We start from the raw sequence: 24372 nt of genomic DNA, 5'->3' as shown, positions 1-24372 counted from the left end.
TTGACAATTGAATAGTCCAAAATGGTACTTTCCTCATTTGTGGAGCAGATTTGAATGGCTCGCCATGATAAGAGCGATTTTAAAACCATCAATAAAATAGAGCGATACTTTATATGCCATGATACAAATGATATACAATGATACTTCTGACCGTTCAGGCTGCCACCGTAAAAGAGCAGCAAGTGAAATTCTTATGATGACTTCATCAGTCATGCCATGGAGGTGAAAAAATCTAAGAAAGGAAGTAGTAAAATCATGGAAACAGTAAACTATAAAGATTTAGTTGCGATTGGTTTTCCAGAGCACACATCAAGAAATATTATTAGACAAGCAAAAAAGATTGCTGTAAAAAAGTTTGAAGAAGCTAGAAAAAATGATAAGAATGCGGTACAATTAGGATGTTCACCTTTCGATAATAAAAGGTTAGGCATTGCTCCTAAAAATATTGTAGAAAATTTAATTGGTATTTCTTTTTCAGATATAGAAGGTGAGAAAAATGGTTATATCAAAGACAAAGAAATATAAAGGTGTATACAAAGATTCAAAAGGAAAAATTTATTTTCAAATTGAATTAGGAGTTGATCCAATAACTGGGAAAAGAATTCAAAAGAAAGGAAGGAAAAATCAACAGGGACTACCGTTTAATTCTTTTAAGGAAGCATATGAAGAGATACTTCGTTTAAAACATGAATTTGTGAACTCTACTATTAATAATAGTTTTCTAACTTTTAGAGAGTTTATGGAAGAGATTTATTTAAAATATTATCAACAAAAAGTTCAATTTGTAACTTATCAGACCGCTTTACCACATCATCAGTTATTTATTAAGCAATTTGGTAGTAAAAAATTATCAGATATTAGTACTATTGACTGTGAAAGATTTCGCTTAGCTATTATAGACAAGTATTCTAGTAACTATGCTAAAAATATGTGGTCTAGATTTAAAGCATGTCTGGGCTATGCAGAAAGATTGGGTTATATTGATAGAGTTCCTTTTAAAGGATTAGATAATCCTAGAGGAAAGCACCCTGATACAAAATTTTGGACATTTGATGAATTTAAGAAGGTAATAAACTCTTTTGATATTAGTGAGTATGAGGGACTCCATAATTACACGACGATCTGGTTATATTTTATGACTGGTTTAAGAGTTAGTGAGGGTATTGCTCTTAAATGGGAAGATATTGATTTTGAACGTAAATGGATTCATGTTCATTCGACGATTGAGAAAGATAAAAACGGTGTATGGTATGCTAAACAACAAACAAAGACAGTAGCAGGGAATCGTAAAATTGATTTAGATGATTTTACGATTACAACACTTAAAAAATGGCGAGAAGTTCAAATCAAGAATGATGATAAAGATTATGTAATATCACGTTTTGGTGCCCCCTTGTGTAAGTCTACAATTTCTAGGATAATAAAAAGGCATGCTAAGATTACTGGTGTACCAGAAATTACGGGGAAAGGATTAAGACATAGTCATGCATCTTATCTTATAAATGTGTTACATAAGGATACTTTATATGTTTCATATCGATTAGGACACGCTGATAAGTCAACCACGTTGAATACATATAGTCACTGGTATTATTCAGGTGATTCAACAATTTCAGAAGAGATTACAAACAGTTTAGATAATCTTGGATTATCAATTTACCTACCAAATTCCTGCCAAAGTTGAAAATGGAGGAATTAACCCACTAATACTGGGCGGAAATAAGATTAGCAAATTGTTACTCTTAAATAATAGAGTAACTACATTAGTAGCTTAAAAACATGATTAAACCGCTATTCTTAGGAGTAGCGGTTTTTATTTTTTTATTACATGGGGCAAAAAAGGGAAAGGAATCTTTAAAAGTGAGGAGAGTTAGATTGAAAGAATCATATTGGTAAATCGAAATGATAGATATTTGTATCATGTCATAAATCGTTATCAAACGATAATATTGATTTTCTTACAAATTAAGAGTATAATTTATAAAAATGAGTGTTCACTCAATTTTTGTGAAATTAAGGAGTAAAGAAAATGGTTGTTGAAGCAATAGAGTACAGTCGTTTCGGTAACGAAGAGGTCTTGGATTTGCTGAAGATAGACTCTACAGCCTTGGAGGTAAATCAGGTGAGAGTAGAAGTTCATGCTGTTGGTTTAAATCCTATTGATTATAAAACTTTTGAGGGAGCGAAACCCCTTCGATTTCTATCTTTTATAACGAAATTAAGGAAACCAAGTCGTTGGTTTGAATCTAAATCATCTTTATTTCCAAGAGGTGTGGGGAGAGATTTTTCTGGAGATATTACAGAAGTTGGAAATGAAGTAACTAGGTTTTCAGTAGGAGATAAGGTGTTTGGAACAATGATTAGCGATCCTGGTTTGGGAACTAATAGGGGAGCTTTAGCAACAGAAATTTGTGTCAATGAATCAGAAATTGTATTGAAACCAGAGATGATCGACATGACTCACGCAGCTACTATGGGAGTAGCTGCTCTAACTGTGGGTGGGGCTTTTAGAAGAATCGGTTTAAATTCAAGAGATACTGTTGTTATTTCAGCTGCAGCAGGAGGTATTGGAAGTATTGCAGTACAGTATGCAGTTGCTAAGGGGGCGACAGTGATTGGAATAGCAAGTAAGAAAAATGCAGAGTATCTGAAGTCTTTAGGTGCTATACCAGTAAGTTACGAAGAGAATATCAAGAAGGCTCTTCTATCAGCTAGTCCAACGCCTATTACAAAATTTTTGGATTGTTATGGATCTGATTATGTTAGATTGGCTTTTAGTTTAGGCTTGAAGGGGACAGCTATTGGGACATTAGTACCTTCACCCTATGTTATGATAAAAGGTGCTCAGTTTACTGGTCCGAGACATTCCACATATGATGATTTTAGCACTTTAGCTGAAATGGTCTCAGACGGGAAGATTCAGCTGAAAATTGATCAAGTGTATGACTTTTCTCTAAAGTCAGTTAGAGAAGCCTATCGTAGTCTGAAAATGGGACACAGTCGAGGCAAAAAAGTCGTAAAAGTAAGAGAGTAGAAGAGAGGTGCTAGCGATGGAAAGTTTAGAACAAAAGTATGCTCAGACGTTAGAAGTTAGCAACTTGAGCTTGAAACAACGTCGAGTATTATTATCAAGCTTAAAATTATTCTCAGAAATTGGATTTGAGAATACAACGTCCAGCCTTATTGCCGAACGCGCTGGAGTGTCAGAAGGAACTGTTTTTAGTTACTTTAAAACAAAGGAAGGTATTTTAGAAGTCATTTTATCTACTTTTCTAGAACAGGTTATTCCAGAAGTAATTGCGGATTTCTCAGAAAAAAAATTCACAGTAGATCAAGAAAATTTTCCCTTCTTTTTAAAAAGTATTGTTCGAGATAGGCTCTTTTTCATTCAGGAGAATCAAATGCATGTTAAAATTCTCTTGGGGCGTTCTTTTATTGATAAAAATCTTTCTATCCAGTTAGGAAATATTATTGTTCAATCTATAATAGAACCAATTAGCCCTGTTTTAAATCAATTTAAAGAAAAAGGACTTATTCTAAATTGGTCAAATGAAAGAATTGTTCGATACATTTTAGCATTGAGTTTTTCTTATCTTATTCCCATGATGTTGAATGATGAAGAAACTATAAACATAGATGAAGCAGTTGATGAGATTGTTGAATGTTTGTCATCTGCCCTAATGAAAGTAAAATAAATTCTGATGTTAAAACTCACTGTTAATGGTGAGTTTTTTTGGATTCAACATAAAAATCCCCAATCGTAGCGATTGAGGATTAAGCAAATGAATCTTAAACAATACCTTGTGCAATCATAGCGTTTGCTACATTTTCAAAGGCAGCAATGTTAGCTCCTGCAAGGTAGTCTTTATCAAGACCGTATGTTTCTGAAGTTGTTTTAGCTGTATTGAAGATGTTTGTCATGATGTCTTTGAGACGTCCATCAACTTCTTCACGAGTCCATGAGAGGCGAAGGCTATTTTGGCTCATTTCAAGAGCTGAAACGGCTACACCACCAGCGTTGGCAGCTTTGGCAGGTCCGTAGAAGATACCATTTTCTTTGTAGACTTTGATGGCATCAAGGTCGCTTGGCATGTTGGCACCTTCAGATACACAGATAACGCCTTGAGCAACCAAACGTTTAGCTGCTTCACCGTTGATTTCGTTTTGAGTCGCACATGGAAGAGCGATGTCATAGTTTCCAGCGTAAGTCCATACAGAACCTTCATGATAAGTAGCAGTTGCTTTCTCAGCTGCATACTCAGTCAAACGAGCGCGACGTTTTTCTTTAACGTCAACCAAAAGATCGAAGTCGATACCATTTTCATCGATGACATAACCATTTGAGTCAGATACAGAGATAACAGTTGCACCAAGTTCAGTCGCTTTTTGAAGAGCGTATTGAGCAACGTTACCAGAACCTGAAATAACAACTTTCTTACCAGCAAAGCTGTTACCGTTAGCTTTAAGCATTTCTTCAGTATAGTAAACCAAACCGTAACCAGTTGCTTCTGGACGAATCAAGCTACCACCAAATCCAAGAGGTTTACCAGTCAAGACACCAGCATCAAATTGGTTAAGGCGTTTGTATTGACCGTAAAGGTAACCAATTTCACGTCCACCAACACCGATATCACCAGCAGGTACGTCAAGTGATGGGCCGATGTATTTTTGCAATTCAGTCATGAAGCTTTGGCAGAAGCGCATCACTTCAGCATCTGTTTTACCTTTAGGATCGAAGTCTGATCCACCTTTACCTCCACCGATAGGAAGTCCAGTCAAGACGTTTTTAAAGATTTGTTCAAATCCGAGAAATTTCAAAATCCCTTGGTTTACAGTTGGGTGGAAACGAAGTCCGCCTTTGTATGGTCCAACAGCTGAGTTGAATTGAACACGGTAGCCGCGGTTTACTTGAACTTTTCCATCACGGTCAACCCAAGGAACACGGAAAGAAATCACGCGCTCAGGCTCAGTAATACGTGCCAAGATATTTTCTTCGATATACTCAGGGTGTTTTTCAAATACAGGTTCCAAAGTGTTGAAAAATTCTTCAACAGCTTGAAGGAACTCAGCCTCGTGCCCGTTACGAGCTTTTACAGTTTCAAACACGCTTTGGATATATTCTTTAGCAGATGTCATATCGTTCTCCTTAAATTCTAATTTAATTATGTGAGTCATTATAGCAGAATTTTTTTTTACTGTAAAGAAAAAAACAGAAATTTTCTAAAAATTCTTTCAATTTAGTTTTTGAGATTTTTTGAAAGTAGATAAAAAACGAACGTTTTTCTTATAAATGCCTTTCTTAAAGAGAAAATCTGAAAATATGGTATAATATTAGCAATAAAAGGAATCTGGAGGATCAGAATCATGGTATCAACGAAAACGCAAATTGCTGGTTTTGAGTTTGACAATTGTTTGATGAATGCAGCAGGTGTGGCTTGTATGACGATAGCAGAGTTAGAGGGCGTTAAAGACTCAGTGGCAGGAACTTTTGTGACTAAGACAGCAACCTTGGACTTTCGTCAGGGGAATCCTGAGCCACGCTATCAAGATGTTCCACTTGGTTCTATCAACTCTATGGGCTTGCCAAATAATGGCTTAGACTATTATTTGGATTATCTTTTGGATTTGCAAGAAAAAGAGCCAAACCGAACTTTCTTCTTATCTCTAGTTGGTATGTCTCCAGAGGAAACCCATACTATATTGAAAAAAGTCCAAGAGAGTGAGTTTCGTGGTCTGACTGAGCTAAACCTCTCCTGTCCAAATGTTCCAGGTAAACCTCAGATTGCCTATGATTTTGAGACAACAGACCGGATTTTGGCAGAAGTATTTGCCTACTTCACCAAACCTCTTGGAATTAAATTGCCACCATATTTTGATATTGTTCACTTTGACCAAGCGGCAGCTATTTTCAACAAGTATCCTCTTAAGTTTGTCAACTGTGTCAACTCTATCGGAAACGGCCTTTATATAGAAGATGAGTCTGTCGTTATTCGTCCTAAAAATGGTTTCGGTGGCATTGGTGGTGAGTATATCAAACCGACTGCTCTAGCTAATGTTCATGCCTTCTATCAACGCCTCAATCCTCAAATCCAAATCATCGGAACAGGTGGCGTGTTGACTGGTCGTGATGCCTTTGAACATATCCTCTGTGGAGCAAGTATGGTGCAGGTGGGAACCACCCTTTACAAAGAGGGAGTTGGTGCTTTTGAACGCATTACTAATGAACTGAAAGAAATCATGGCGGAAAAAGGGTACGAGAGCCTAGAAGATTTCCGTGGGAAATTGCGCTATATCGATTAAATTCATTAAAAAATCAGAAGAAAGGAGAGAAGATGCTAGCTATCGAAGAAAGTCAGAAGTTGACTTTATCAAATTTACCGAGCCTGAGCCTTTTTACAGGGACAGATCAGGGTCAGTTTGAAGTGATGAAGAGTCAAGTGTTGAAACAGATTGGTTATGATTCTGCAGACCTCAACTTTGCCTACTTTGATATGAAAGAAGTGGTTTATAAGGATGTAGAACTGGAGTTGGTCAGCCTTCCTTTCTTTGCGGATGAGAAAATCGTAATATTGGATCATTTTGTCGATATCACGACTGCTAAAAAGCGCTTTTTGACAGATGATGAGCTCAAGTCATTTGAGGAATACCTTGATAATCCTTCACCAACAACCAAGTTGTTAATCTTTGCGGAAGGAAAGCTGGATAGCAAAAGACGGTTGGTTAAATTACTTAAGCGTGATGCCAAGGTCTTTGATGCAGTAGAAGCCAAAGAACAAGAATTGCGCCAGTATTTCCAAAAGTGGAGTCAGAAAGAAGGTCTGCAGTTTACCAATCATTCTTTTGAAAATCTCCTCATTAAGTCGGGTTTTCAATTTAGCGAAATCCAGAAAAATCTCCTCTTTTTACAGTCCTATAAAGAAGACTCTGTTATCGAGGAAGAGGATATTGTTAACGCAATTCCCAAGACCTTGCAGGACAATATTTTTGATTTAACTCAGTTTATTCTGACTAAAAAGATGGACCAGGCGCGAGATTTGGTTAGAGATTTGACCTTGCAAGGTGAAGATGAAGTTAAGCTCATAGCTGTCATGTTAGGACAATTTCGGACTTTTACTCAGGTGAAGATTTTGGCGGAGTCTGGACAAGCAGAATCTCAGATTGCAAGTAGTTTAGGAAGTTTTCTCGGACGTAATCCTAATCCCTATCAAATCAAGTTTGCGTTGAGGGATTCAAGAGGACTTTCCTTGAGCTTTTTGAAGCAAGCTATTTCTTATTTGATTGAGACAGACTATCAGGTTAAGACAGGTCTTTATGAAAAGAGTTTCCTTTTTGAAAAGGCACTCTTACAGATTGCTAGTCAGGTAAATTGACATTTTTTTTGAAACTACAACCCGCGTCAATATTATCTTGTCGTGGGTTTCTTGCTGATTTGCTTGTTTTATTAGAAAGTATCTCAGTGATTTCCTTATCTATAAGCAAAAAACTTGAAAAAAGTGAATGTTTGCGTTATCATTTTCATATAGAAAGAAAAAGAGGTATTACAGATGGCTATTATCTTACCAGATCTTCCATATGCATACGACGCTTTGGAACCATACATCGATGCGGAAACAATGCACTTGCACCATGACAAACACCATCAAACTTATGTCAACAACGCTAATGCAGCTCTTGAAAAACACCCTGAAATCGGTGAAGATCTTGAAGCCTTGCTTGCTGATGTAGAATCTATCCCAGCTGATATCCGTCAAGCACTTATCAACAACGGTGGTGGACACTTGAACCACGCTCTTTTCTGGGAATTGATGACTCCTGAGAAAACAGCTCCATCAGCAGAACTTGCAGCAGCAATCGATGAAACATTTGGTTCATTTGAAGAATTCCAAGCAGCATTCACTGCAGCAGCAACAACCCGTTTCGGTTCAGGATGGGCATGGTTGGTTGTCAACAAAGAAGGTAAACTTGAAGTGACTTCAACAGCAAACCAAGACACACCAATCTCAGAAGGCAAAAAACCAATCTTGGGCTTGGACGTTTGGGAACATGCTTACTATGTGAAATACCGCAACGTACGTCCTGACTACATCAAAGCTTTCTTCTCAGTGATCAACTGGAACAAAGTAGATGAATTGTACGCAGCTGCTAAATAATGATATGATATATGGAGGGAAGAATTGTTCTTCTCTTTTTAAGGTTATATTATTTTGGTCTGACAAAATCGTCAGACTTTTTTCATTTTTATGAGAAACGTGCTAAGTGCTAGAAATTATGGTAGAATAAAGTATTAAGTAATCGTGGAAAAAGGATATCTATGCGAAAAGAAATTGCACCTGAATTATACAACTATAACAAGTTTCCTGGTCCTGAGTTCCATTTACACGGGGACAAGGTAGAAACGGAAGGGATAGCTTTTTCCTTGGTGGAAAATATCAAGGATGCCTTCGATGTGACGGCTTTTAATCAGCGTTTTTCAGAAGTCTTAACAAAGTTTGATTATATCGTGGGAGACTGGAGCAACGAACAGCTTCGCCTACGAGGTTTTTATAAGGATGACCGAACAGAAGAAAAACTTGAAAAAATCAGTCGTTTACAAGACTACCTTTTAGAGTATTGTAGTTATGGTTGTGCCTATTTTGTCTTAGAAAATGAAGCCCCTAAGCGAGCATCATTTGACAAGAAAATGCGTAAGAAGGAAGAAGAACTGCCTTCTAGAAAAGGAAAGAAGCCGACTCAAACCAAACGAAAACCGAATGCAGATAAGAAAAATAGACGTCGTCAGAAAGACCAGCATTCTCAGAAAGAGGACAAGGGGCAACGTCATTTTGTCATTCGTCAGAAGTGAGTAGAGAATAAGGAGAAGAAATGAAACCGTCAATTTATAGTTTAACACGTCAAACCATGCAGGAATGGGTTTTGGAGCAGGGAGAAAAGAAATTCCGTGCAGACCAAATCTGGGAATGGCTTTACCGTAAACGTGTCCAGTCATTTGAAGAAATGACCAACCTTTCTAAGGATTTGATTGCGAAGCTTAATGACCAGTTTGTGGTCAATCCCTTGAAACAACGTATTGTTCAAGAGTCTGCTGATGGGACTGTCAAATATCTCTTTGAGTTGCCTGATGGTATGTTGATCGAGACTGTACTCATGCGTCAACACTATGGTTTGTCAGTCTGTGTGACGACTCAGGTCGGCTGTAATATCGGTTGTACCTTCTGTGCCTCTGGTTTGATTAAGAAACAACGCGACCTCAATAATGGGGAAATCGTAGCGCAGATCATGCTGGTTCAGAAATACTTCGATGAGCGTGGTCAGGACGAACGCGTCAGCCATATCGTTGTCATGGGAATCGGTGAGCCCTTTGATAACTACAACAATGTCTTGAATTTCGTTCGTACTATCAATGATGACAAGGGAATGGCCATCGGTGCTCGTCACATTACGGTTTCAACTTCAGGTTTGGCCCATAAAATTCGTGATTTTGCTAATGAAGGAGTTCAGGTCAATCTTGCTGTTTCCCTTCATGCACCTAATAATGAACTGCGCTCAAGCATCATGAAGATTAACCGTGCCTTTCCGATTGAAAAACTCTTTGCTGCTATTGAGTACTACATTGAGACAACTAATCGTCGTGTGACTTTTGAGTATATCATGCTTAATGAAGTTAACGATGGTGTAGAACAAGCCTTGGAATTGGCTGAATTGCTCAAGAACATCAAGAAATTGTCTTATGTAAACTTGATTCCTTATAACCCAGTTAGTGAGCATGACCAATATAGCCGTAGTCCCAAAGAGCGCGTCATGGCCTTCTATGATACTCTTAAGAAAAAAGGGGTTAACTGTGTTGTTCGTCAAGAGCATGGTACTGATATTGATGCAGCTTGTGGACAATTGCGTTCCAATACAATGAAACGTGACCGCCAGAAAGCAGTCGCAGCAGTCAATCCGTAATGATGAAGAAAACTCATAATCATATTTTAGTCTGGGGAGTTATTTTCTATAGCATTTGTATCGTCTACTTTTGTTTTACTCCTCAAGAACATTCTCCCGTGGGAGTGGAAACTCCAGGTATTCAGCATCTTGGACGCCTGGTTTTTCTTTTGACTCCTTTCAATTCTTTCTGGAAACTGGGTGAAGTGAGTGATATGGGACAATTATATTGGATTTTTTTACAAAATATCCTCAATGTCTTCTTGCTTTTTCCTCTGGTCTTCCAACTCCTTTATCTCTTTCCAAACTTAAGGAAAACAAAAAGAGTTCTTCTTTTCAGTTTTCTAGTGAGTCTTGGAATCGAGTGTACGCAGTTAGTCTTGGACCTTTTCTTTGATTTCAATCGCGTCTTTGAGATTGATGATTTGTGGACCAATACCTTGGGTGGCTATCTGGCTTGGCTCCTCTATAAACAACTACATAAAAACAAGATAAGGAATTAAAATGAGTATTTTAGAAGTTAAAAATCTGAGTCACGGTTTTGGTGACCGTGCAATTTTTGAAGATGTATCCTTCCGTCTCCTCAAGGGAGAACATATCGGTCTGGTCGGTGCTAATGGTGAAGGAAAATCAACCTTTATGAGCATTGTAACTGGTAAGATGTTGCCAGATGAAGGGAAAGTCGAATGGTCTAAATATGTGACTGCTGGTTATTTGGACCAGCACTCTGTCCTTGCTGAAGGGCAGTCGGTGCGTGATGTGCTCCGTACAGCTTTTGATGAGCTGTTTAAAGCAGAAGTCCGAATCAATGACCTTTATATGGAAATGGCTGAAGACGGAGCGGATGTTGATGCACTTATGGAAGAAGTTGGAGAACTTCAAGACCGTTTGGAGAGTCGTGATTTCTATACCTTGGATGCTAAGATTGACGAAGTGGCGCGTGCCCTTGGTGTCATGGACTTTGGAATGGATACGGATGTAACTTCTTTGTCAGGTGGGCAAAGAACCAAGGTGCTTTTGGCTAAGCTTCTCCTTGAAAAGCCAGATATATTGCTTTTGGACGAGCCGACCAACTACTTGGATGCTGAGCATATTGACTGGCTCAAGCGCTATCTCCAGAACTATGAGAATGCATTTGTCCTTATTTCACATGATATCCCATTCCTGAACGATGTGATTAATATTGTCTATCATGTGGAAAATCAACAGCTGACGCGTTACTCTGGTGACTACTACCAGTTCCAAGAAGTCTATGCCATGAAGAAATCCCAGCTGGAGGCGGCCTACGAACGTCAGCAGAAAGAGATTGCCGACCTCAAGGACTTTGTTGCTCGGAACAAAGCGCGTGTTGCAACACGAAACATGGCCATGTCTCGTCAGAAGAAATTGGATAAGATGGATATTATCGAACTCCAAAGTGAGAAACCAAAACCATCCTTTGATTTCAAATCAGCTCGTACGCCAGGGCGCTTTATCTTCCAAGCCAAGGATTTGCAGATTGGTTACGACCGTCCTCTGACTAAGCCTTTAAATCTTACCTTTGAGCGCAATCAAAAGGTTGCCATTATCGGTGCTAATGGTATCGGGAAAACAACTCTCTTGAAGAGTCTCTTGGGGATTATTCCGCCAATTGCTGGGGAAGTTGAACGAGGTGATTACCTAGAACTTGGTTACTTTGAACAGGAAGTAGAAGGTGGCAATCGTCAAACACCACTTGAAGCTGTCTGGAATGCCTTTCCTGCACTCAACCAAGCAGAAGTTCGTGCAGCCCTTGCCCGTTGTGGTTTGACAACCAAGCATATTGAAAGCCAAATTCAGGTCTTGTCAGGTGGGGAACAAGCCAAGGTTCGTTTCTGTCTCTTGATGAATCGTGAAAACAATGTTTTAGTGCTGGACGAGCCGACCAACCACTTGGATGTGGATGCCAAGGATGAACTCAAACGCGCTCTTAAAGAATACAAAGGATCTATCCTTATGGTCTGTCACGAACCAGACTTTTATGAAGGTTGGATGGACCAAATCTGGGATTTTAATAATTTAACTTAAGAATGAGAGTAAAAGAAATACAGTACCGAATGTGGATACTGTATTTTTTTGGTTTTTAAGATTTAAAATTGTAATCTTTCACCACTTCGATGCTATCGATTGTGATAGCAGTAGTTGGCTTGTCTTTTTCATCTTTTTCGGCTTTAGCAATTTTATCTACAACATCCATACCGTCAATCACTTGACCAAAGACTGGGTGTTTGCCATCTAGACTAGGGTTTCCCCCTTCTTTATAGGCTTCGATAATTTTCTTTGGATACTTGCTTGTAGGGAGTTTAGCAGAGGTATCTGTAGAGTTTTGGTTGATGAAGAACTGGCTACCATTGGTGTTTGGTTGACCAGTATTAGCCATAGAAAGAGCACCACGGATGTTATAGAGATAAGGAGTAATCTCGTTTTTGAAACCAGTTCCCTTGTCTTTAGTCTTATCCTTGTCATGCCAGATGGACTGACCACCTGTACCGTCCCCTTTTGGATCTCCAGTTTGAACCATGAAGCCATCGATGACACGGTGGAAGGTAATGCCGTTATAGTAGCCTTCTTTGGCGTGAGTGAGGAAGTTTTCAACCGCTAGAGGAGCGAGTTTAGGGAATAGTTTGATACGGATATCTCCTTGACTTGTGTGTAGAATCACTTCAGCCTCGTCTTCAGCAACTTCTTTAGATAGTTGCGGGAAATTGGCGTTTTCGTTTGTTAAAGCATCGTTTAACTCCTTGGCAGATTGGGCAGCTGCTTTGGAACTTTCTTCAGCAGCAAGACTGGAATCAACATAGTCATCACCACGCAGACTGCGTTGGATGCTGCTACATCCAGCTAGAGCTACGGTGGACAGTAAAAGAAGGGTTGCTAGTTTTTTCATTCTATTCCTCTCAAAAATTTATTTCTACCATTGTACCCTAAAAGGAAGTGGATTTCAAATGTTAGTGACAAGACAGTTTAAGAGGAAGCCAACCAGAAAGTCGCTTGCTTAGGAGCATCAATGCCATAAGTGTATTCAAAGTATTTAGGGAATCAGATCTTAAGAAAGCTCGTAAAGTATCACAATTAGTAAACGTCAATTAGAAAGAATTACTATATTTTAAAAGAGCACATTTTCAAAGGATTTTTTCTTTTGGCTTCAATTCCTAATTAGTCAATGAACTTAATACTAGGTCTCGAAAAGAATTATGCTTCCTCTTTATGTCTGAGTTCAAAGAGGTCTTCTACTTTCAGATTAAAAACTTGAGCAATTTTAAGAGCCATTTCCAGCGAAGGGTTGTAACGGTTATTTTCCAAGTGCAGAATTGTCTCGCGTCGCATGCCGATGAGGTCGGCTAACTCCTGCTGAGTCATGCCTGTGGACTCACGAACAGATTTGAGATTAGTAATAATATTGCTTTCTTTGGCCATGTTTATCCTCTACGTTCCAAGATAAGATAGACAACCGCAAAGATGCAAATCAAGACAGCTATGCTAATAAATATCTGTCCAATGTAAAGAGTGAGAGATCCCATATACCCAATGATAACTGCTAGAATCATCAGTGCGCCTAGTATAAAAACAAACATCAAGCTAGCTGCCTTGGCTAAATTAGCATAAAAGCGTTCGTCCGGAGTTTCCTTGACATTTTTTAAAGAGAAAAAACCAAATCCAATCATTTCAATAACGAGGCCAATTCCCAAAATCCATTCTTTAATACCAGAACTCACGCTTGGGGTCGCAACCCAAATCCCTACTGTATAAAAAATACTTGCTGCAAAAAAAAGTATCGTGTAAAGTTTAGCAGACAAGTCAAAAATAGTCTTTACCTTACTTTTCTGACTCTTATGAGGCCATGATTTCATATGTAGCCAGCCCCAAATAGCTACAATCTGACCTAACACTGAAATACCAGCAATAACTAATTTGGGTCCCCAACTAAGATTAGAACCAAATAAAACAGTAAAATCAATAAAGAGATCTACGGCAATCATTGAAATGAGGCCACGCATTTTTTGAATTTTTTTCATGATATACTCCTTTTTTGTGTTATAAATATATAACACTTAAATTTATGTTATAAATATATCACATTTAAATTTAGAAAGCAAGAATTTATGTGCCAAGGTGGCAATTATTTGAAAAAATTTTTTAATAAAAGCCCTTGATAGTCAAACAATTAAAGAATTCTTTGAAGCAATGCATCGGATTTGGTTTGGATAGTTTTGTTAATAATATTTGATGATAAAGAATTTTTGGAAAATCTAGATACTGTATGAATCTCTACTTTTTTCTTAGACTGTTATAAAGTCTGTCAGAATAAGCTTTATAGGTGTAGAAGTTAATTTTTACAGAACTAAACTATTCCCCTATTTATAATCTATTAATTCATATTTTATAAATTAATTAGTAGATATCATTCTTAAAATCCTTGATATTTCGCTTGGGAGCAGGCTTGGGATTTAGGAGCCAAGTATCCAAATCTCGTTCAGGCGATATGAAGGGCTTGACTTGATGGTCTTTATAAAATGTTTCTAAAATAGTATTCACGGATAGCCTCTTTCAAACATTTATTTCCTACTTCTAACAAATTTCTAAATGGTTTAAAAATTTTATAGTCTGTCAAGTTTTTTTCTTGACACCTGCCAGAAATCTGCTATAATAGAACATGTGCTAAATAGCTCAGCTATTTCACCGAAATAAAAAATAAGAAAAGAGACTTTAAAAATGGCAGTTAAAATCCGTTTGACTCGTATGGGTTCTAAGAAAAAACCTTTCTACCGTATCAACGTAGCAGATTCACGTTCACCACGTGACGGACGTTTCATTGAAACAGTTGGAACTTACAACCCACTTGTTGCTGAAAACCAAGTAACTTTGAAAGAAGACCGCGTTCTTGCATGGTTGGCTGATGGAGCTCAACCTTCAGACACAGTACGTAACATCCTTTCAAAAGAAGGCGTATTGAAAAAATTCCACGATTCTAAATTCTCAAAATAAGTTTAAAGTAGGTTGACAGATGGATACGATTGAAAATCTCATTATTGCGATTGTGAAACCCTTGATTTCACAACCAGATGCCTTAACTATCAAGATTGAAGATACACCAGAATTTTTGGAATATCATTTGGATCTTGATCAAAGCGATGTGGGTCGTGTAATCGGTCGTAAGGGTCGCACTATTTCTGCGATAAGAACGATTGTCTACTCTGTCCCAACTGAAGACAAAAAAGTAAGAATCGTTATTGACGAAAAATAAGAAGGGCGGGACGAATGTCTCGCTTTTTTTGCGAGGAGCAGGATATGAAGGATTTAACGTTTAGACAATTACAAGACTACTTACTCGAACATTACCAGCAGTCTCGGACTGAGGAAGGTCTTTTTATCAAGCTAGTGGAGGAAGTCGGAGAAGTAGCCGAAGTTTTGAATGGGCGCTCTGGTCGAAAAGAGGGCGTTCAGGATTCGAACGAGGAACTAGCAAAAGAACTGGCTGATATCATTCACTACACCGTCGCAATCGCAGCCATCAACCATATTGACCTAACTAAAACCATCTTTGAGAAAGACAAAACTGCAGCCATTAAGTACCAACATGAACGTGATTTGGAAGGATTTTTGAAGGAATTCGAGAGTTGACATACTTTTTCTCCAACTTGAGAAAATCCTTGGAACGTGATAAAATAAAGGATAAGGATTTTTTATAATTCATTATACAGAATGAGTGGATTTCTTTATGAAGAGGATTGAAGTATCTACAGAAATTGGTTGTCTCTCTGTTACTTATCAAAAGCAAAAGAAAATGCTAGTTTGTTTAAGTGGTGCAGGTTTGCTACCAAGTTATGAAAATTTTTCACTTATACTCGAAAAACTTCCTCCCACAATTGGTTATTTGACAATTGATTTTCCAAACACAGGTAGAAGTCCGATTCATGACCAAGCTGGAAAAAATCTGGATAATCTTGCAGATGCGGTTTATGAAGTACTTGAAGAATTAGGGATTTCTGAATATATACTTTGTGTACATAGTTTGAGTGGAATTTTAGCTTGTAAATTGCTCAACAAACCAATTAAGTGTCAGGCTTTAGTAGCAATGGAACCGACAACTAAAAAAGTCATGTTTGCTGATTTTTCAGAAAATCCTTATCCAGAAATGGAAGAGCAGATGATGCTGATTGAGGAGTGTGGTCCTGAACTTTATTTTAAGAGCTTAACTCAAGCCACATTTAGCCCTGAAATCAATAAAGAAATCTGGGAAATAATGCAAGAAAAAGGTTCAGAGTTGCAAAATCAAGATTCAGAATTTCAGATATCTGGAGAGATTACTGAGGAAGATTTTGAGAATTTGTCGATAGAATCTCATGTCCCTGTATTTATTTTTTGTCAGGCTTATAGAGAAAAAGAGTACAGAGAATCAGAATATTGGACTTCCAATACTAAACTCATTTTAGGAGGGAATCACCATTATTTACAATGGTCAGAATCAGAAAAAATTGTGACTATTATTCGAGAATTGTCAGAATAAGATGGAAATAAATAGACTACAGGAGACAAGATGAACTACTTTAATGTTGGGAAAATCGTCAATACGCAGGGGTTACAGGGTGAGATGCGAGTCTTGTCTGTGACGGATTTTGCAGAAGAACGGTTTAAAAAAGGGGCTGAGCTGGCTTTGTTTGATGAAAAAGATCAGTTTGTCCAAACAGTGACTATTGCTAGCCACCGAAAACAGAAGAACTTTGACATCATTAAATTCAAAGATATGTACCATATCAACGCTATCGAAAAGTACAAGGGATATAGTCTCAAGGTTGCTGAGGAAGATTTGAATGACCTAGACGATGGTGAATTTTATTATCACGAGATTATCGGTTTGGAGGTCTATGAGGGAGACAACTTGATTGGAACCATCAAGGAAATCCTACAACCAGGTGCTAACGATGTCTGGGTAGTCAAGCGAAAAGGCAAGCGTGATTTGTTATTGCCTTATATCCCACCAGTGGTTCTCAATGTTGATATTCCGAATAACCGCGTCGATGTGGAAATCTTAGAAGGGTTAGACGATGAAGATTGATATTTTAACCCTCTTTCCAGAGATGTTTTCTCCACTGGAGCACTCAATCGTTGGAAAGGCTCGAGAAAAAGGGCTCTTGGATATCCAGTATCATAATTTTCGAGAAAATGCTGAAAAGGCCCGCCATGTAGACGATGAGCCCTACGGAGGTGGTCAGGGGATGTTGCTCCGAGCACAACCTATTTTCGATGCCTTTGACGCTATTGAAAAGAAAAATCCGCGCGTTATTCTCCTAGACCCAGCTGGCAAGCAGTTTGATCAGGCTTATGCTGAGGATTTGGCTCAAGAGGAAGAGCTAATCTTTATCTGTGGGCACTATGAGGGTTATGATGAGCGAATTAAGACCTTGGTGACAGATGAGATCTCCCTAGGCGACTATGTCTTGACTGGTGGAGAGTTGGCGGCTATGACCATGATTGATGCTACGGTACGCCTGATTCCAGAAGTAATTGGCAAGGAGTCTAGCCACCAAGATGATAGTTTTTCTTCAGGCCTTCTTGAATATCCTCAGTACACACGTCCCTATGATTATCGAGGCATGGTTGTCCCAGATGTACTAATGAGCGGGCACCATGAAAAGATTCGTCAGTGGCGCCTGTATGAGAGTTTAAAGAAAACCTATAAACGCAGACCGGATTTGCTTGAACATTATCAACTGACAGCAGAAGAAGAAAAAATGCTGGCAGAAATCAAAGAAAACAAAGAATAAAGGAGATACCTATGCAAGTAATCAAACGTGATGGAGAAATTGCTGAATTTAATCCAGATAAGATTTACCAAGCTATCTTAAAGGCAGCTCAGACTGTCTATGTATTGACAGATGATTTGCGTCAAAACCTTGCACAAGTCACTAAGAAAGTAGTTTTGGACTTGGAAGAGGCCAAGGTGGAACGTGCTACCATTAGCATGATTCAGTCTATGGTTGAACATCGTTTGCTGGGTGCAGGTTACATTACCATTGCAGAACACTACATTTCCTATCGTCTACAACGTGACTTGGAAAGAAGTGGTTATGGAGATCATATCGCAGTTCATTTACATTTTGAACAAATTCGCTAAGAAAAAAGAGTGGGATGAAGCAACTACATCTCACTCTTTCTTAAATCTATTTTTTTGGGCTGTTTGGACAGTTGAAGGGACAAATCGTAGGCGTTGAATATCGCTTATGCGGATAATACGGGTCACATTTTTAGCAAAATTTTTCACGATAATTTGCTGGCGTTGCTGATCGTATTTGATGATGTCACCTGTAAAACTTGTCTCAGACAAGATAAGGTGAACAGCAGTTTGTTTCTGGATAGCCTCTTCAATAGTGGCTGTAAGGGAGTTGCTTTCAGTATGGTCTGGTTCTTCATGTCCATTTAAAAAGTCATGTATTTTATCTAGAACTTGCTGGAATTTATGTCTCATATTGGCCTCCCTTCTTTTATATCAATATTATATAAAATTTTCCTAAAATCTACAAGATTTTACGAATAATCAAATGAAAGCAAAAAAAGGAGAAGAAAATGGCAGAATTTACATTTGAAATCGAAGAGCACTTGTTGACTCTTTCTGAAAACGAAAAAGGTTGGACCAAGGAAATCAACCGTGTGAGCTTTAATGGAGCCCCTGCAAAGTTTGATATTCGTGCTTGGAGTCCAGACCATACTAAAATGGGTAAAGGGATCACTCTCTCAAATGAAGAATTTCAAACGATGGTGGATGCCTTTAAAGGCAACTAAGTTGTCAAAATGAATGAAAAGGATATTGAGTCATGACAACTCGATATCCTTTTTTAGTTAGCAAAGTAAGCTTGATTTTTAAGGCGTTGAAGTAATGGACGGCTAATAAAACTAATAGCAATAATTTTACCAAGGTCTGGAATGATAAAGGGAATGACCCCCACAACAAGAGCTTTTTCAAATGCCATTCCAGCAAGAAAATGTAAGCTGAGAATCCCGCCGACAAAGACAAGGGCATCACCCAAGAGGTTTGCAAGAAAAATCTTGACAACACTACTCTTGCTGTTGGTTAGAGAGGATGTAAGTCCAGAATAAACAAGATAAAACCAAAGATAGCCTGCAGTAGGACCAACTAAAGCCTGAAAACCAGCTCCACCTCCTGCAAAAACAGGAAGACCGATAGCACCTAGAAGAAGATAGAGTCCAACAGAAAGTACAGCCTCTCTTGGTCTAAAGACAGTTGCAATCAAGCCGATTGCAAAGTTTTGCAGAGTGAAGGGAACAGGTCCAATTGGAAGACTGATTTGTGCCAAAACAGCAATGAGAGCAGCTCCAATAGCAGGGATAGCATAAATATGAGCTTTTTTCAAAATAGTTAACCTCTTTTCTGATGTATAGTAACTATTATACTCGTAGAGTAATTATTGTCAACCAATTTTTTAAAACAAGGTAACAAAAACTGTAACGGCCGATTTTGCTTATTGGTTAAGTTGTTTTCATCGATTCGAAAACATCAAAAAAGAAGCAGACACATTTGTATCAGCTTCTGTTGTTTCGATTAACGCATAGTTACAAATTCTTCAGATGCAGTTGGGTGAATCGCCACAGTTGCATCAAAGTCTGCCTTGGTTGCTCCCATTTTGATAGCAACAGCAAATCCTTGAATCATTTCATCAACACCATAGCCAATTCCATGAAGTCCGACAACTTTTTCTTCTGAACCTGCTGTGATCAATTTGAAACGTGTTTCTTGACGGTTGTCAGTGCAAGCAGAGTACATAGACGTAAAGCTTGATTTGTAAACCTTGATTTGGTCTTGACCGTATTCTTTAATAGCTTGCTCTTCTGTCAAACCAACAGTTCCGATAGCAGGGTGTGAAAAGACGACAGTTGGAATAGTTGAGTAATCCATTTTTGCAGTAGTTTTTCCGTTAAAGAGACGTTCAGATAGGGTACGTCCAGCTTTGATAGCAACTGGAGTTAGTTCTTTTTCACCTGTTACATCACCTAGAGCGTAGATTCCTTCAATAACAGTATTTTGGTATTCATCTACTTGGATAAAGCCACGTTCGTTCAGAGTTACTCCAGCTTTTTCAAGTTGCAAGCCCTTAACGTTTGGACGGCGACCAGTAGCCCAGATAACTTGACTAGCTGTGTGACTAGTACCATCTTCGAAATGAATGGTAATGCCTTCAGCAGTTTTTTCTAACTTAACAGGGACTTTGTGAGTGTGAAGTGGTAAGTTTGTTCTTTCCATTTCCTTGACCAGACCTTCAACGATGTAAGAATCAAAACCACGTAAAGGACGATCACGGCGAACAAAGAGGTCTGTCTTGACACCAAAAGTGTGGAGTACGCCAGCCAATTCAACGGCAATATAACCAGCGCCTAGAATAGCAACTGACTCTGGCAATTCTTCCCAAGCAAATACATCATCAGAAGAGCCACCTAGTTCAGCACCAGGAACGTTTGGAATACTGGGATGGGCACCAGTAGCAATCACGATATGTTTAGCACGAATCAGTTCACCATTTACGCTGACAGTATGAGAATCTACAAATTCAGCATGGCCTTCAATCAAGTCTACTCCGTTGCGTTTAAAACTGCCATCATAAGAAGAACGAGCGCGATCAATATAGGCTTCACGATTGCGACGTAGGGTAGCAAAGTCAAAGTTAAGATCAGTAGTCTTAAAGCCGTAGTCTTCTCCAAATTGATGGAAAGTCTCAGCGATTTGCGCCCCGTACCACATGATTTTTTTAGGAACACAACCGACGTTGACACAGGTTCCACCTAATTTCTTTTCCTCAATAACGGCCGCTTTAGCTCCGTGTTCACCAGCACGGTTCATGGTAGCAATTCCTCCGCTACCACCACCGATAGCAATGATATCATATTCTCTCATTGAAAACTCCTTTATACTCTTTTAAATAGTAGAGTGTCATTTTTTGATAGTCATATTCTATCTTTTTTTTGATTTGATTGCAAAAATCTGCTACGTTCAAAAAAATTAAAGAAAAGGCTTGCAAAAAGGAAAAATAAAGTGTATTATATAACTAGTACAATGGTAGTAAAAAATAGATTCCGAACAATAATCAAATCCCGAAATGTCATTATTTCGTTCTGAACTGTTATTGTTTATATTTGCTAATTTTTATATAATATTGTTAAGGACTTTAAATCAAAAAGGAGTTTCATTATGAAGAAGAATCGTAAAGCTAAAAAGTGGCAATTGTATGCAGCAATCGGTGCTGCAAGTGTAGTTGTATTAGGTGCTGGGGGGATTTTGCTCTTTAGACAACCATCTCAGACCGCTGTAAAAGATGAGCCTACTCATCTTGTTGTTGCCAAGGAAGGAAGCGTGGCGTCCTCTGTTTTATTGTCAGGGACAGTAACAGCAAAAAATGAACAATATGTTTATTTTGATGCTAGTAAGGGAGATTTAGATGAAATCCTTGTTTCTGTGGGTGATAAGGTCAGCGAAGGACAGGCTTTAGTCAAGTACAGTAGTTCAGAAGCCCAGGCGGCCTATGATTCAGCTAGCCGAGCAGTAGCTAAGGCAGATCGTCATATCAATGAACTCAATCAAGCACGAAATGAAGCCGCTTCAGCTCCGGCTCCACAGTTACCAGCACCAGCAGGAGGCGAAGGAGCTGCAGGGCAAACTCCAGCTCCAGTCTCAGGAAATGCAGTTTCATCTATTGATGCACAACTAGGTGATGCCCGTGATGCTCGTGCAGATGCAGAAGCGCAATTAAGTAAGGCTCAAAGTCAGTTGGATGCCATGACGGTTCTCAGTACCCTGGAGGGAACTGTGGTTGAAGTCAACCACAATGTTTCTAAATCTCCAACAGGAGCTAGTCAAGTAGTCGTTCATGTCGTAAGTAATGAAAACTTGCAAGTTAAGGGTGAACTATCTGAATATAACCTTGCCAACCTCTCTGTAGGACAAGAAGTAACCTTTACTTCTAAAGTTTACCAAGATAAGAGCTGGACAGGTAAGATTAGCTATATCTCTGACTATCCTAAAACTAGTGGTGAAGCAGCAAGTGCAGCTACTGCCGCAACAGGTGGTAATTCTGGTTCTAAATATCCATATACCATCGATGTTACAAGTGAAATCGGTGATTTGAAACAAGGATTCTCAGTAAGTGTTGAGGTTAAGAATAAGAGTAAAGCCATTTTGGTTCCTCTAACAAGTGTTGTGACTGAAAATGATAAGAACTATGTCTGGGTGCTTGACGAGCAGAAAAAGGCCAAGAAAGTGGAAGTTGGTTTGGGTAATGCTGATGCAGACAACCAAGAAATCACTTCAGGTCTGACAAATGGAGTCAAGGTCATCAGTAACCCAACGTCTTCTCTAGAGGAAGGAAAAGAGGTGAAGGCTGATGAAGCAACTAATTAGTCTAAAAAATATCTGCAGAAGCTACCGTAATGGCGACCAAGAACTGCAGGTTCTCAAAAATATCAACCTAGAAGTGAATGAGGGTGAATTTGTTGCCATCATGGGACCATCTGGTTCTGGTAAGTCTACGCTGATGAATACGATTGGCATGTTGGATACACCAACCAGTGGAGAGTATTATCTTGAAGGTCAAGAAGTGGCTGGACTTGGTGAAAAACAACTAGCCAAGGTCCGCAACAAACAAATCGGATTTGTCTTTCAGCAGTTCTTTCTTCTATCCAAACTCAATGCTCTGCAAAATGTAGAATTGCCCTTGATTTATGCAGGAGTTTCAGCTTCAAAACGGCGCAAGTTAGCTGAGGAATATCTAGATAAGGTTGAATTGACAGAACGAAGTCACCATTTACCTTCGGAATTATCTGGTGGTCAAAAGCAACGTGTAGCTATTGCGCGTGCCTTGGTAAACAATCCTTCTATTATCCTAGCGGACGAACCGACAGGAGCCTTGGATACCAAAACAGGGAATCAAATTATGCAATTATTGGTTGAACTGAATAAAGAAGGAAAAACCATTATCATGGTAACGCACGAACCTGAAATCGCTGCTTATGCCAAACGCCAGATTGTCATTCGAGATGGAGTTATTTCATCTGATAGTGCTCAGTTAGAAAAGGAGGAAAATTAAGATGCAGAATCTAAAATTCGCCTTTTCATCTATCATGGCCCACAAGATGCGCTCTTTTCTTACTATGATTGGGATTATCATTGGTGTGTCATCGGTTGTTGTGATTATGGCTCTAGGTGATTCCATGTCTCGTCAGGTCAATAAAAACATGACCAAGTCACAGAAGAATATCCATGTTTTTTTCTCACCTATTAAAAGTAAAGATGGCTCTTTTACCCAAAAACAATCAGCATTGACAGTTTCTGGGAAAGAAGAGGAAGTTCCTGTGGAACCACCAAAACCACAAGAAGCTTGGGTCAAGGAGGCTGCTAAAGTTAAAGGGGTGGACAGTTACTATGTAACCAACTCAACAAATACCACCCTGTCTTATAAAGATAAAAAAGTGGAGCGCGCTAGCTTGACAGGTGGAAATATTACTTACATGAAGGCGGTTGAAAATGAAATTGTTGCAGGTCGTAGTCTTATAGCTCAGGATTATAAAGATGTGGCCAGTGTCATTTTGCTAGACCAGGAACTTGCTAACAGTCTGTTCGGATCCGCTCAAGAAGCTGTTAACCAGGTTATAGATGTTGGTGGCTTTAGCTATCGTGTCATTGGTGTCTATACCAGCGATGAGGCCAAGACTGCCAAGACTTTTGGTATTGGCGGACTTCCAATTACGACTAATATTTCTCTTGCCAACAACTTCAATATGGATGAAATTTCTGATATTGTCTTCCGTGTCAATGATACCAGTTTGACACCAACAGTGGGACCAGAATTAGCTAGAAAATTGACCGAGATTGCTGGTCTTCAGCAAGGGGAGTATCAGGTGTCAGATGCGACTGCAGCCTTCCAAGAAGTACAACAATTGTTCGGCTTTATAACTACGATTATTAGTGCCATTGCAGGAATTTCCCTTTTTGTTGGAGGGACTGGTGTTATGAACATCATGCTGGTTTCGGTGACGGAGCGAACGCGTGAGATTGGTCTCCGTAAGGCTTTGGGTGCAACGCGTGCCAATATTTTAATTCAGTTTTTGATTGAAGCCATGATTTTGACTTTGCTAGGCGGAGTTATTGGTCTAATCATTGCGACAGGCTTAACCGCTATAGCTGGCATACTCTTGCAAGGATTGATTGCAGGTATAGAAGTAGGAGTGTCAATCCCGGTTGCCCTATTTAGTCTTGCAGTTTCGGCTAGTGTTGGTATGATTTTTGGAGTCTTGCCAGCCAACAAGGCATCGAAACTTGATCCAATCGAAGCCCTTCGTTATGAATAAAATCAACAAGATGGACACTCGTCTATCTTGTTTTTATATAGATTTTCCTATCGAAAATCCTTAAAAATGTGATAT

Annotated in this window: 30 protein-coding genes; 22 read left to right on the top strand and 8 right to left on the bottom strand. The window is 38.9% G+C overall.

Annotated features, from left to right (window positions below; genetic code table 11):
* The first annotated feature begins 255 nt into the window (after positions 1–255).
* The 4 genes from PAN07_RS12130 to PAN07_RS12115 all read left to right on the top strand — a co-directional run bounded on the left by PAN07_RS12130 (position 256) and on the right by PAN07_RS12115 (position 3695).
* Positions 256–525 (top strand): DUF3173 family protein, encoded by a 270-nt coding sequence (locus tag PAN07_RS12130; RefSeq protein ID WP_000450956.1) that lies wholly within the window; start codon positions 256–258, stop codon positions 523–525.
* Complete coding sequence (locus tag PAN07_RS12125) at positions 497–1684, top strand: site-specific integrase (protein WP_115904255.1); 1188 nt, start codon at positions 497–499, stop codon at positions 1682–1684. Before PAN07_RS12130 ends, PAN07_RS12125 begins: the two co-directional genes overlap by 29 nt.
* A gap of 345 nt (positions 1685–2029) precedes the next feature.
* A complete protein-coding gene (locus tag PAN07_RS12120; protein WP_020903208.1) occupies positions 2030–3034 on the top strand; it encodes an NADP-dependent oxidoreductase in 1005 nt (334 codons plus the stop codon).
* Positions 3035–3050: 16 nt separating this feature from the next.
* Positions 3051–3695 carry a TetR/AcrR family transcriptional regulator gene (locus PAN07_RS12115; RefSeq protein WP_020903209.1) on the top strand — a complete coding sequence of 215 codons (645 nt, stop codon included), beginning with the start codon at positions 3051–3053 and terminating at the stop codon, positions 3693–3695.
* A gap of 94 nt (positions 3696–3789) precedes the next feature.
* On the opposite strand, the gene gdhA is transcribed toward PAN07_RS12115, so the two are convergent.
* On the bottom strand, positions 3790–5136 hold the full coding sequence (gene gdhA, locus PAN07_RS12110; protein WP_000199543.1) for an NADP-specific glutamate dehydrogenase: 1347 nt from the start codon (positions 5134–5136) through the stop codon (positions 3790–3792).
* Positions 5137–5364: 228 nt separating this feature from the next.
* Here gdhA and PAN07_RS12105 point away from each other — a divergent pair, with 228 nt between their 5' ends.
* From PAN07_RS12105 to PAN07_RS12075, 7 genes are all read left to right on the top strand, one after another.
* Positions 5365–6300 carry a dihydroorotate oxidase gene (locus PAN07_RS12105; RefSeq protein WP_269797991.1) on the top strand — a complete coding sequence of 312 codons (936 nt, stop codon included), beginning with the start codon at positions 5365–5367 and terminating at the stop codon, positions 6298–6300.
* A 32-nt stretch (positions 6301–6332) separates the two neighbouring features.
* On the top strand, positions 6333–7370 hold the full coding sequence (gene holA, locus PAN07_RS12100) for a DNA polymerase III subunit delta (RefSeq protein ID WP_064276467.1): 1038 nt from the start codon (positions 6333–6335) through the stop codon (positions 7368–7370).
* Between the two features lie 174 nt (positions 7371–7544).
* The gene (gene sodA / locus PAN07_RS12095; protein ID WP_006150800.1) at positions 7545–8150 is read left to right on the top strand and encodes a superoxide dismutase SodA; all 606 of its coding nucleotides are present in this window, start codon (positions 7545–7547) and stop codon (positions 8148–8150) included.
* Positions 8151–8311: 161 nt separating this feature from the next.
* Entirely contained in the window at positions 8312–8842 is a 531-nt protein-coding gene (locus PAN07_RS12090) for a YutD family protein (RefSeq protein ID WP_020903213.1), read from the top strand.
* Positions 8843–8862: 20 nt separating this feature from the next.
* Positions 8863–9948, top strand: a complete 1086-nt coding sequence (rlmN, locus tag PAN07_RS12085; RefSeq protein ID WP_000804762.1) for a 23S rRNA (adenine(2503)-C(2))-methyltransferase RlmN — start codon at positions 8863–8865, stop codon at positions 9946–9948.
* Positions 9948–10430, top strand: a complete 483-nt coding sequence (locus tag PAN07_RS12080) for a VanZ family protein (RefSeq protein WP_049499637.1) — start codon at positions 9948–9950, stop codon at positions 10428–10430. The genes rlmN and PAN07_RS12080 overlap by 1 nt, the downstream gene beginning before the upstream one ends.
* 1 nt (position 10431) lies before the next feature.
* Complete coding sequence (locus PAN07_RS12075; protein WP_049499635.1) at positions 10432–11973, top strand: ABC-F family ATP-binding cassette domain-containing protein; 1542 nt, start codon at positions 10432–10434, stop codon at positions 11971–11973.
* 55 nt (positions 11974–12028) lie between these two features.
* Here the strand turns inward: PAN07_RS12075 and PAN07_RS12070 are convergent, their stop codons facing one another.
* The 4 genes from PAN07_RS12070 to PAN07_RS12055 all read right to left on the bottom strand — a co-directional run bounded on the left by PAN07_RS12070 (position 12029) and on the right by PAN07_RS12055 (position 14481).
* The gene (locus PAN07_RS12070; RefSeq protein WP_023946405.1) at positions 12029–12832 is read right to left on the bottom strand and encodes a peptidylprolyl isomerase; all 804 of its coding nucleotides are present in this window, start codon (positions 12830–12832) and stop codon (positions 12029–12031) included.
* 305 nt (positions 12833–13137) lie between these two features.
* Positions 13138–13362 carry a helix-turn-helix transcriptional regulator gene (locus PAN07_RS12065; RefSeq protein WP_023946407.1) on the bottom strand — a complete coding sequence of 75 codons (225 nt, stop codon included), beginning with the start codon at positions 13360–13362 and terminating at the stop codon, positions 13138–13140.
* 2 nt (positions 13363–13364) lie between these two features.
* Entirely contained in the window at positions 13365–13961 is a 597-nt protein-coding gene (locus tag PAN07_RS12060; RefSeq protein WP_084950378.1) for a DUF3796 domain-containing protein, read from the bottom strand.
* A gap of 376 nt (positions 13962–14337) precedes the next feature.
* Complete coding sequence (locus PAN07_RS12055; protein ID WP_192851466.1) at positions 14338–14481, bottom strand: hypothetical protein; 144 nt, start codon at positions 14479–14481, stop codon at positions 14338–14340.
* Between the two features lie 177 nt (positions 14482–14658).
* Here PAN07_RS12055 and rpsP point away from each other — a divergent pair, with 177 nt between their 5' ends.
* The 7 genes from rpsP (at position 14659) to PAN07_RS12020 (ending at position 18061) form a co-directional block, all read left to right on the top strand.
* On the top strand, positions 14659–14931 hold the full coding sequence (gene rpsP, locus PAN07_RS12050) for a 30S ribosomal protein S16 (RefSeq protein ID WP_000268760.1): 273 nt from the start codon (positions 14659–14661) through the stop codon (positions 14929–14931).
* Between the two features lie 19 nt (positions 14932–14950).
* On the top strand, positions 14951–15190 hold the full coding sequence (gene kphA / locus PAN07_RS12045; protein WP_000379617.1) for an RNA-binding protein KphA: 240 nt from the start codon (positions 14951–14953) through the stop codon (positions 15188–15190).
* Positions 15191–15234: 44 nt separating this feature from the next.
* The gene (locus tag PAN07_RS12040) at positions 15235–15567 is read left to right on the top strand and encodes a MazG nucleotide pyrophosphohydrolase domain-containing protein (RefSeq protein ID WP_024057004.1); all 333 of its coding nucleotides are present in this window, start codon (positions 15235–15237) and stop codon (positions 15565–15567) included.
* A gap of 97 nt (positions 15568–15664) precedes the next feature.
* The gene (locus tag PAN07_RS12035; RefSeq protein ID WP_269797990.1) at positions 15665–16453 is read left to right on the top strand and encodes an alpha/beta hydrolase; all 789 of its coding nucleotides are present in this window, start codon (positions 15665–15667) and stop codon (positions 16451–16453) included.
* A 30-nt stretch (positions 16454–16483) separates the two neighbouring features.
* Entirely contained in the window at positions 16484–17002 is a 519-nt protein-coding gene (rimM, locus tag PAN07_RS12030; RefSeq protein WP_001105892.1) for a ribosome maturation factor RimM, read from the top strand.
* The gene (gene trmD / locus PAN07_RS12025; protein WP_061425171.1) at positions 16992–17711 is read left to right on the top strand and encodes a tRNA (guanosine(37)-N1)-methyltransferase TrmD; all 720 of its coding nucleotides are present in this window, start codon (positions 16992–16994) and stop codon (positions 17709–17711) included. Before rimM ends, trmD begins: the two co-directional genes overlap by 11 nt.
* 11 nt (positions 17712–17722) lie before the next feature.
* On the top strand, positions 17723–18061 hold the full coding sequence (locus PAN07_RS12020; RefSeq protein ID WP_001196040.1) for an ATP cone domain-containing protein: 339 nt from the start codon (positions 17723–17725) through the stop codon (positions 18059–18061).
* Positions 18062–18091: 30 nt separating this feature from the next.
* Here PAN07_RS12020 and PAN07_RS12015 read toward each other — a convergent pair whose 3' ends face one another.
* Positions 18092–18412 (bottom strand): hypothetical protein, encoded by a 321-nt coding sequence (locus PAN07_RS12015; protein WP_023943050.1) that lies wholly within the window; start codon positions 18410–18412, stop codon positions 18092–18094.
* Between the two features lie 98 nt (positions 18413–18510).
* Here PAN07_RS12015 and PAN07_RS12010 point away from each other — a divergent pair, with 98 nt between their 5' ends.
* Positions 18511–18726 (top strand): YdbC family protein, encoded by a 216-nt coding sequence (locus tag PAN07_RS12010; protein ID WP_000807422.1) that lies wholly within the window; start codon positions 18511–18513, stop codon positions 18724–18726.
* 53 nt (positions 18727–18779) lie between these two features.
* On the opposite strand, the gene PAN07_RS12005 is transcribed toward PAN07_RS12010, so the two are convergent.
* Positions 18780–19316, bottom strand: a complete 537-nt coding sequence (locus PAN07_RS12005) for a biotin transporter BioY (protein ID WP_023946412.1) — start codon at positions 19314–19316, stop codon at positions 18780–18782.
* A 188-nt stretch (positions 19317–19504) separates the two neighbouring features.
* Positions 19505–20851: a glutathione-disulfide reductase gene (gene gor / locus PAN07_RS12000; protein WP_033684941.1), complete on the bottom strand. Its 1347-nt coding sequence runs from the start codon at positions 20849–20851 to the stop codon at positions 19505–19507.
* 291 nt (positions 20852–21142) lie between these two features.
* Between gor and PAN07_RS11995 the strand changes: the two genes are divergently transcribed.
* From PAN07_RS11995 to PAN07_RS11985, 3 genes are read left to right on the top strand one after another with little or no spacing between them, the layout of a single operon-like run.
* Positions 21143–22351: an efflux RND transporter periplasmic adaptor subunit gene (locus PAN07_RS11995; protein ID WP_033684942.1), complete on the top strand. Its 1209-nt coding sequence runs from the start codon at positions 21143–21145 to the stop codon at positions 22349–22351.
* Positions 22335–23036 (top strand): ABC transporter ATP-binding protein, encoded by a 702-nt coding sequence (locus PAN07_RS11990; protein WP_125454525.1) that lies wholly within the window; start codon positions 22335–22337, stop codon positions 23034–23036. Before PAN07_RS11995 ends, PAN07_RS11990 begins: the two co-directional genes overlap by 17 nt.
* 1 nt (position 23037) lies before the next feature.
* Positions 23038–24297, top strand: coding sequence for an ABC transporter permease (locus tag PAN07_RS11985; protein ID WP_269797989.1), 1260 nt, complete (start codon positions 23038–23040; stop codon positions 24295–24297).
* Positions 24298–24372 lie beyond the last annotated feature (75 nt).

Source organism: Streptococcus sp. SM5, assembly GCF_027497975.1.
This window is presented reverse-complemented; position numbering and strand designations above follow the sequence as displayed.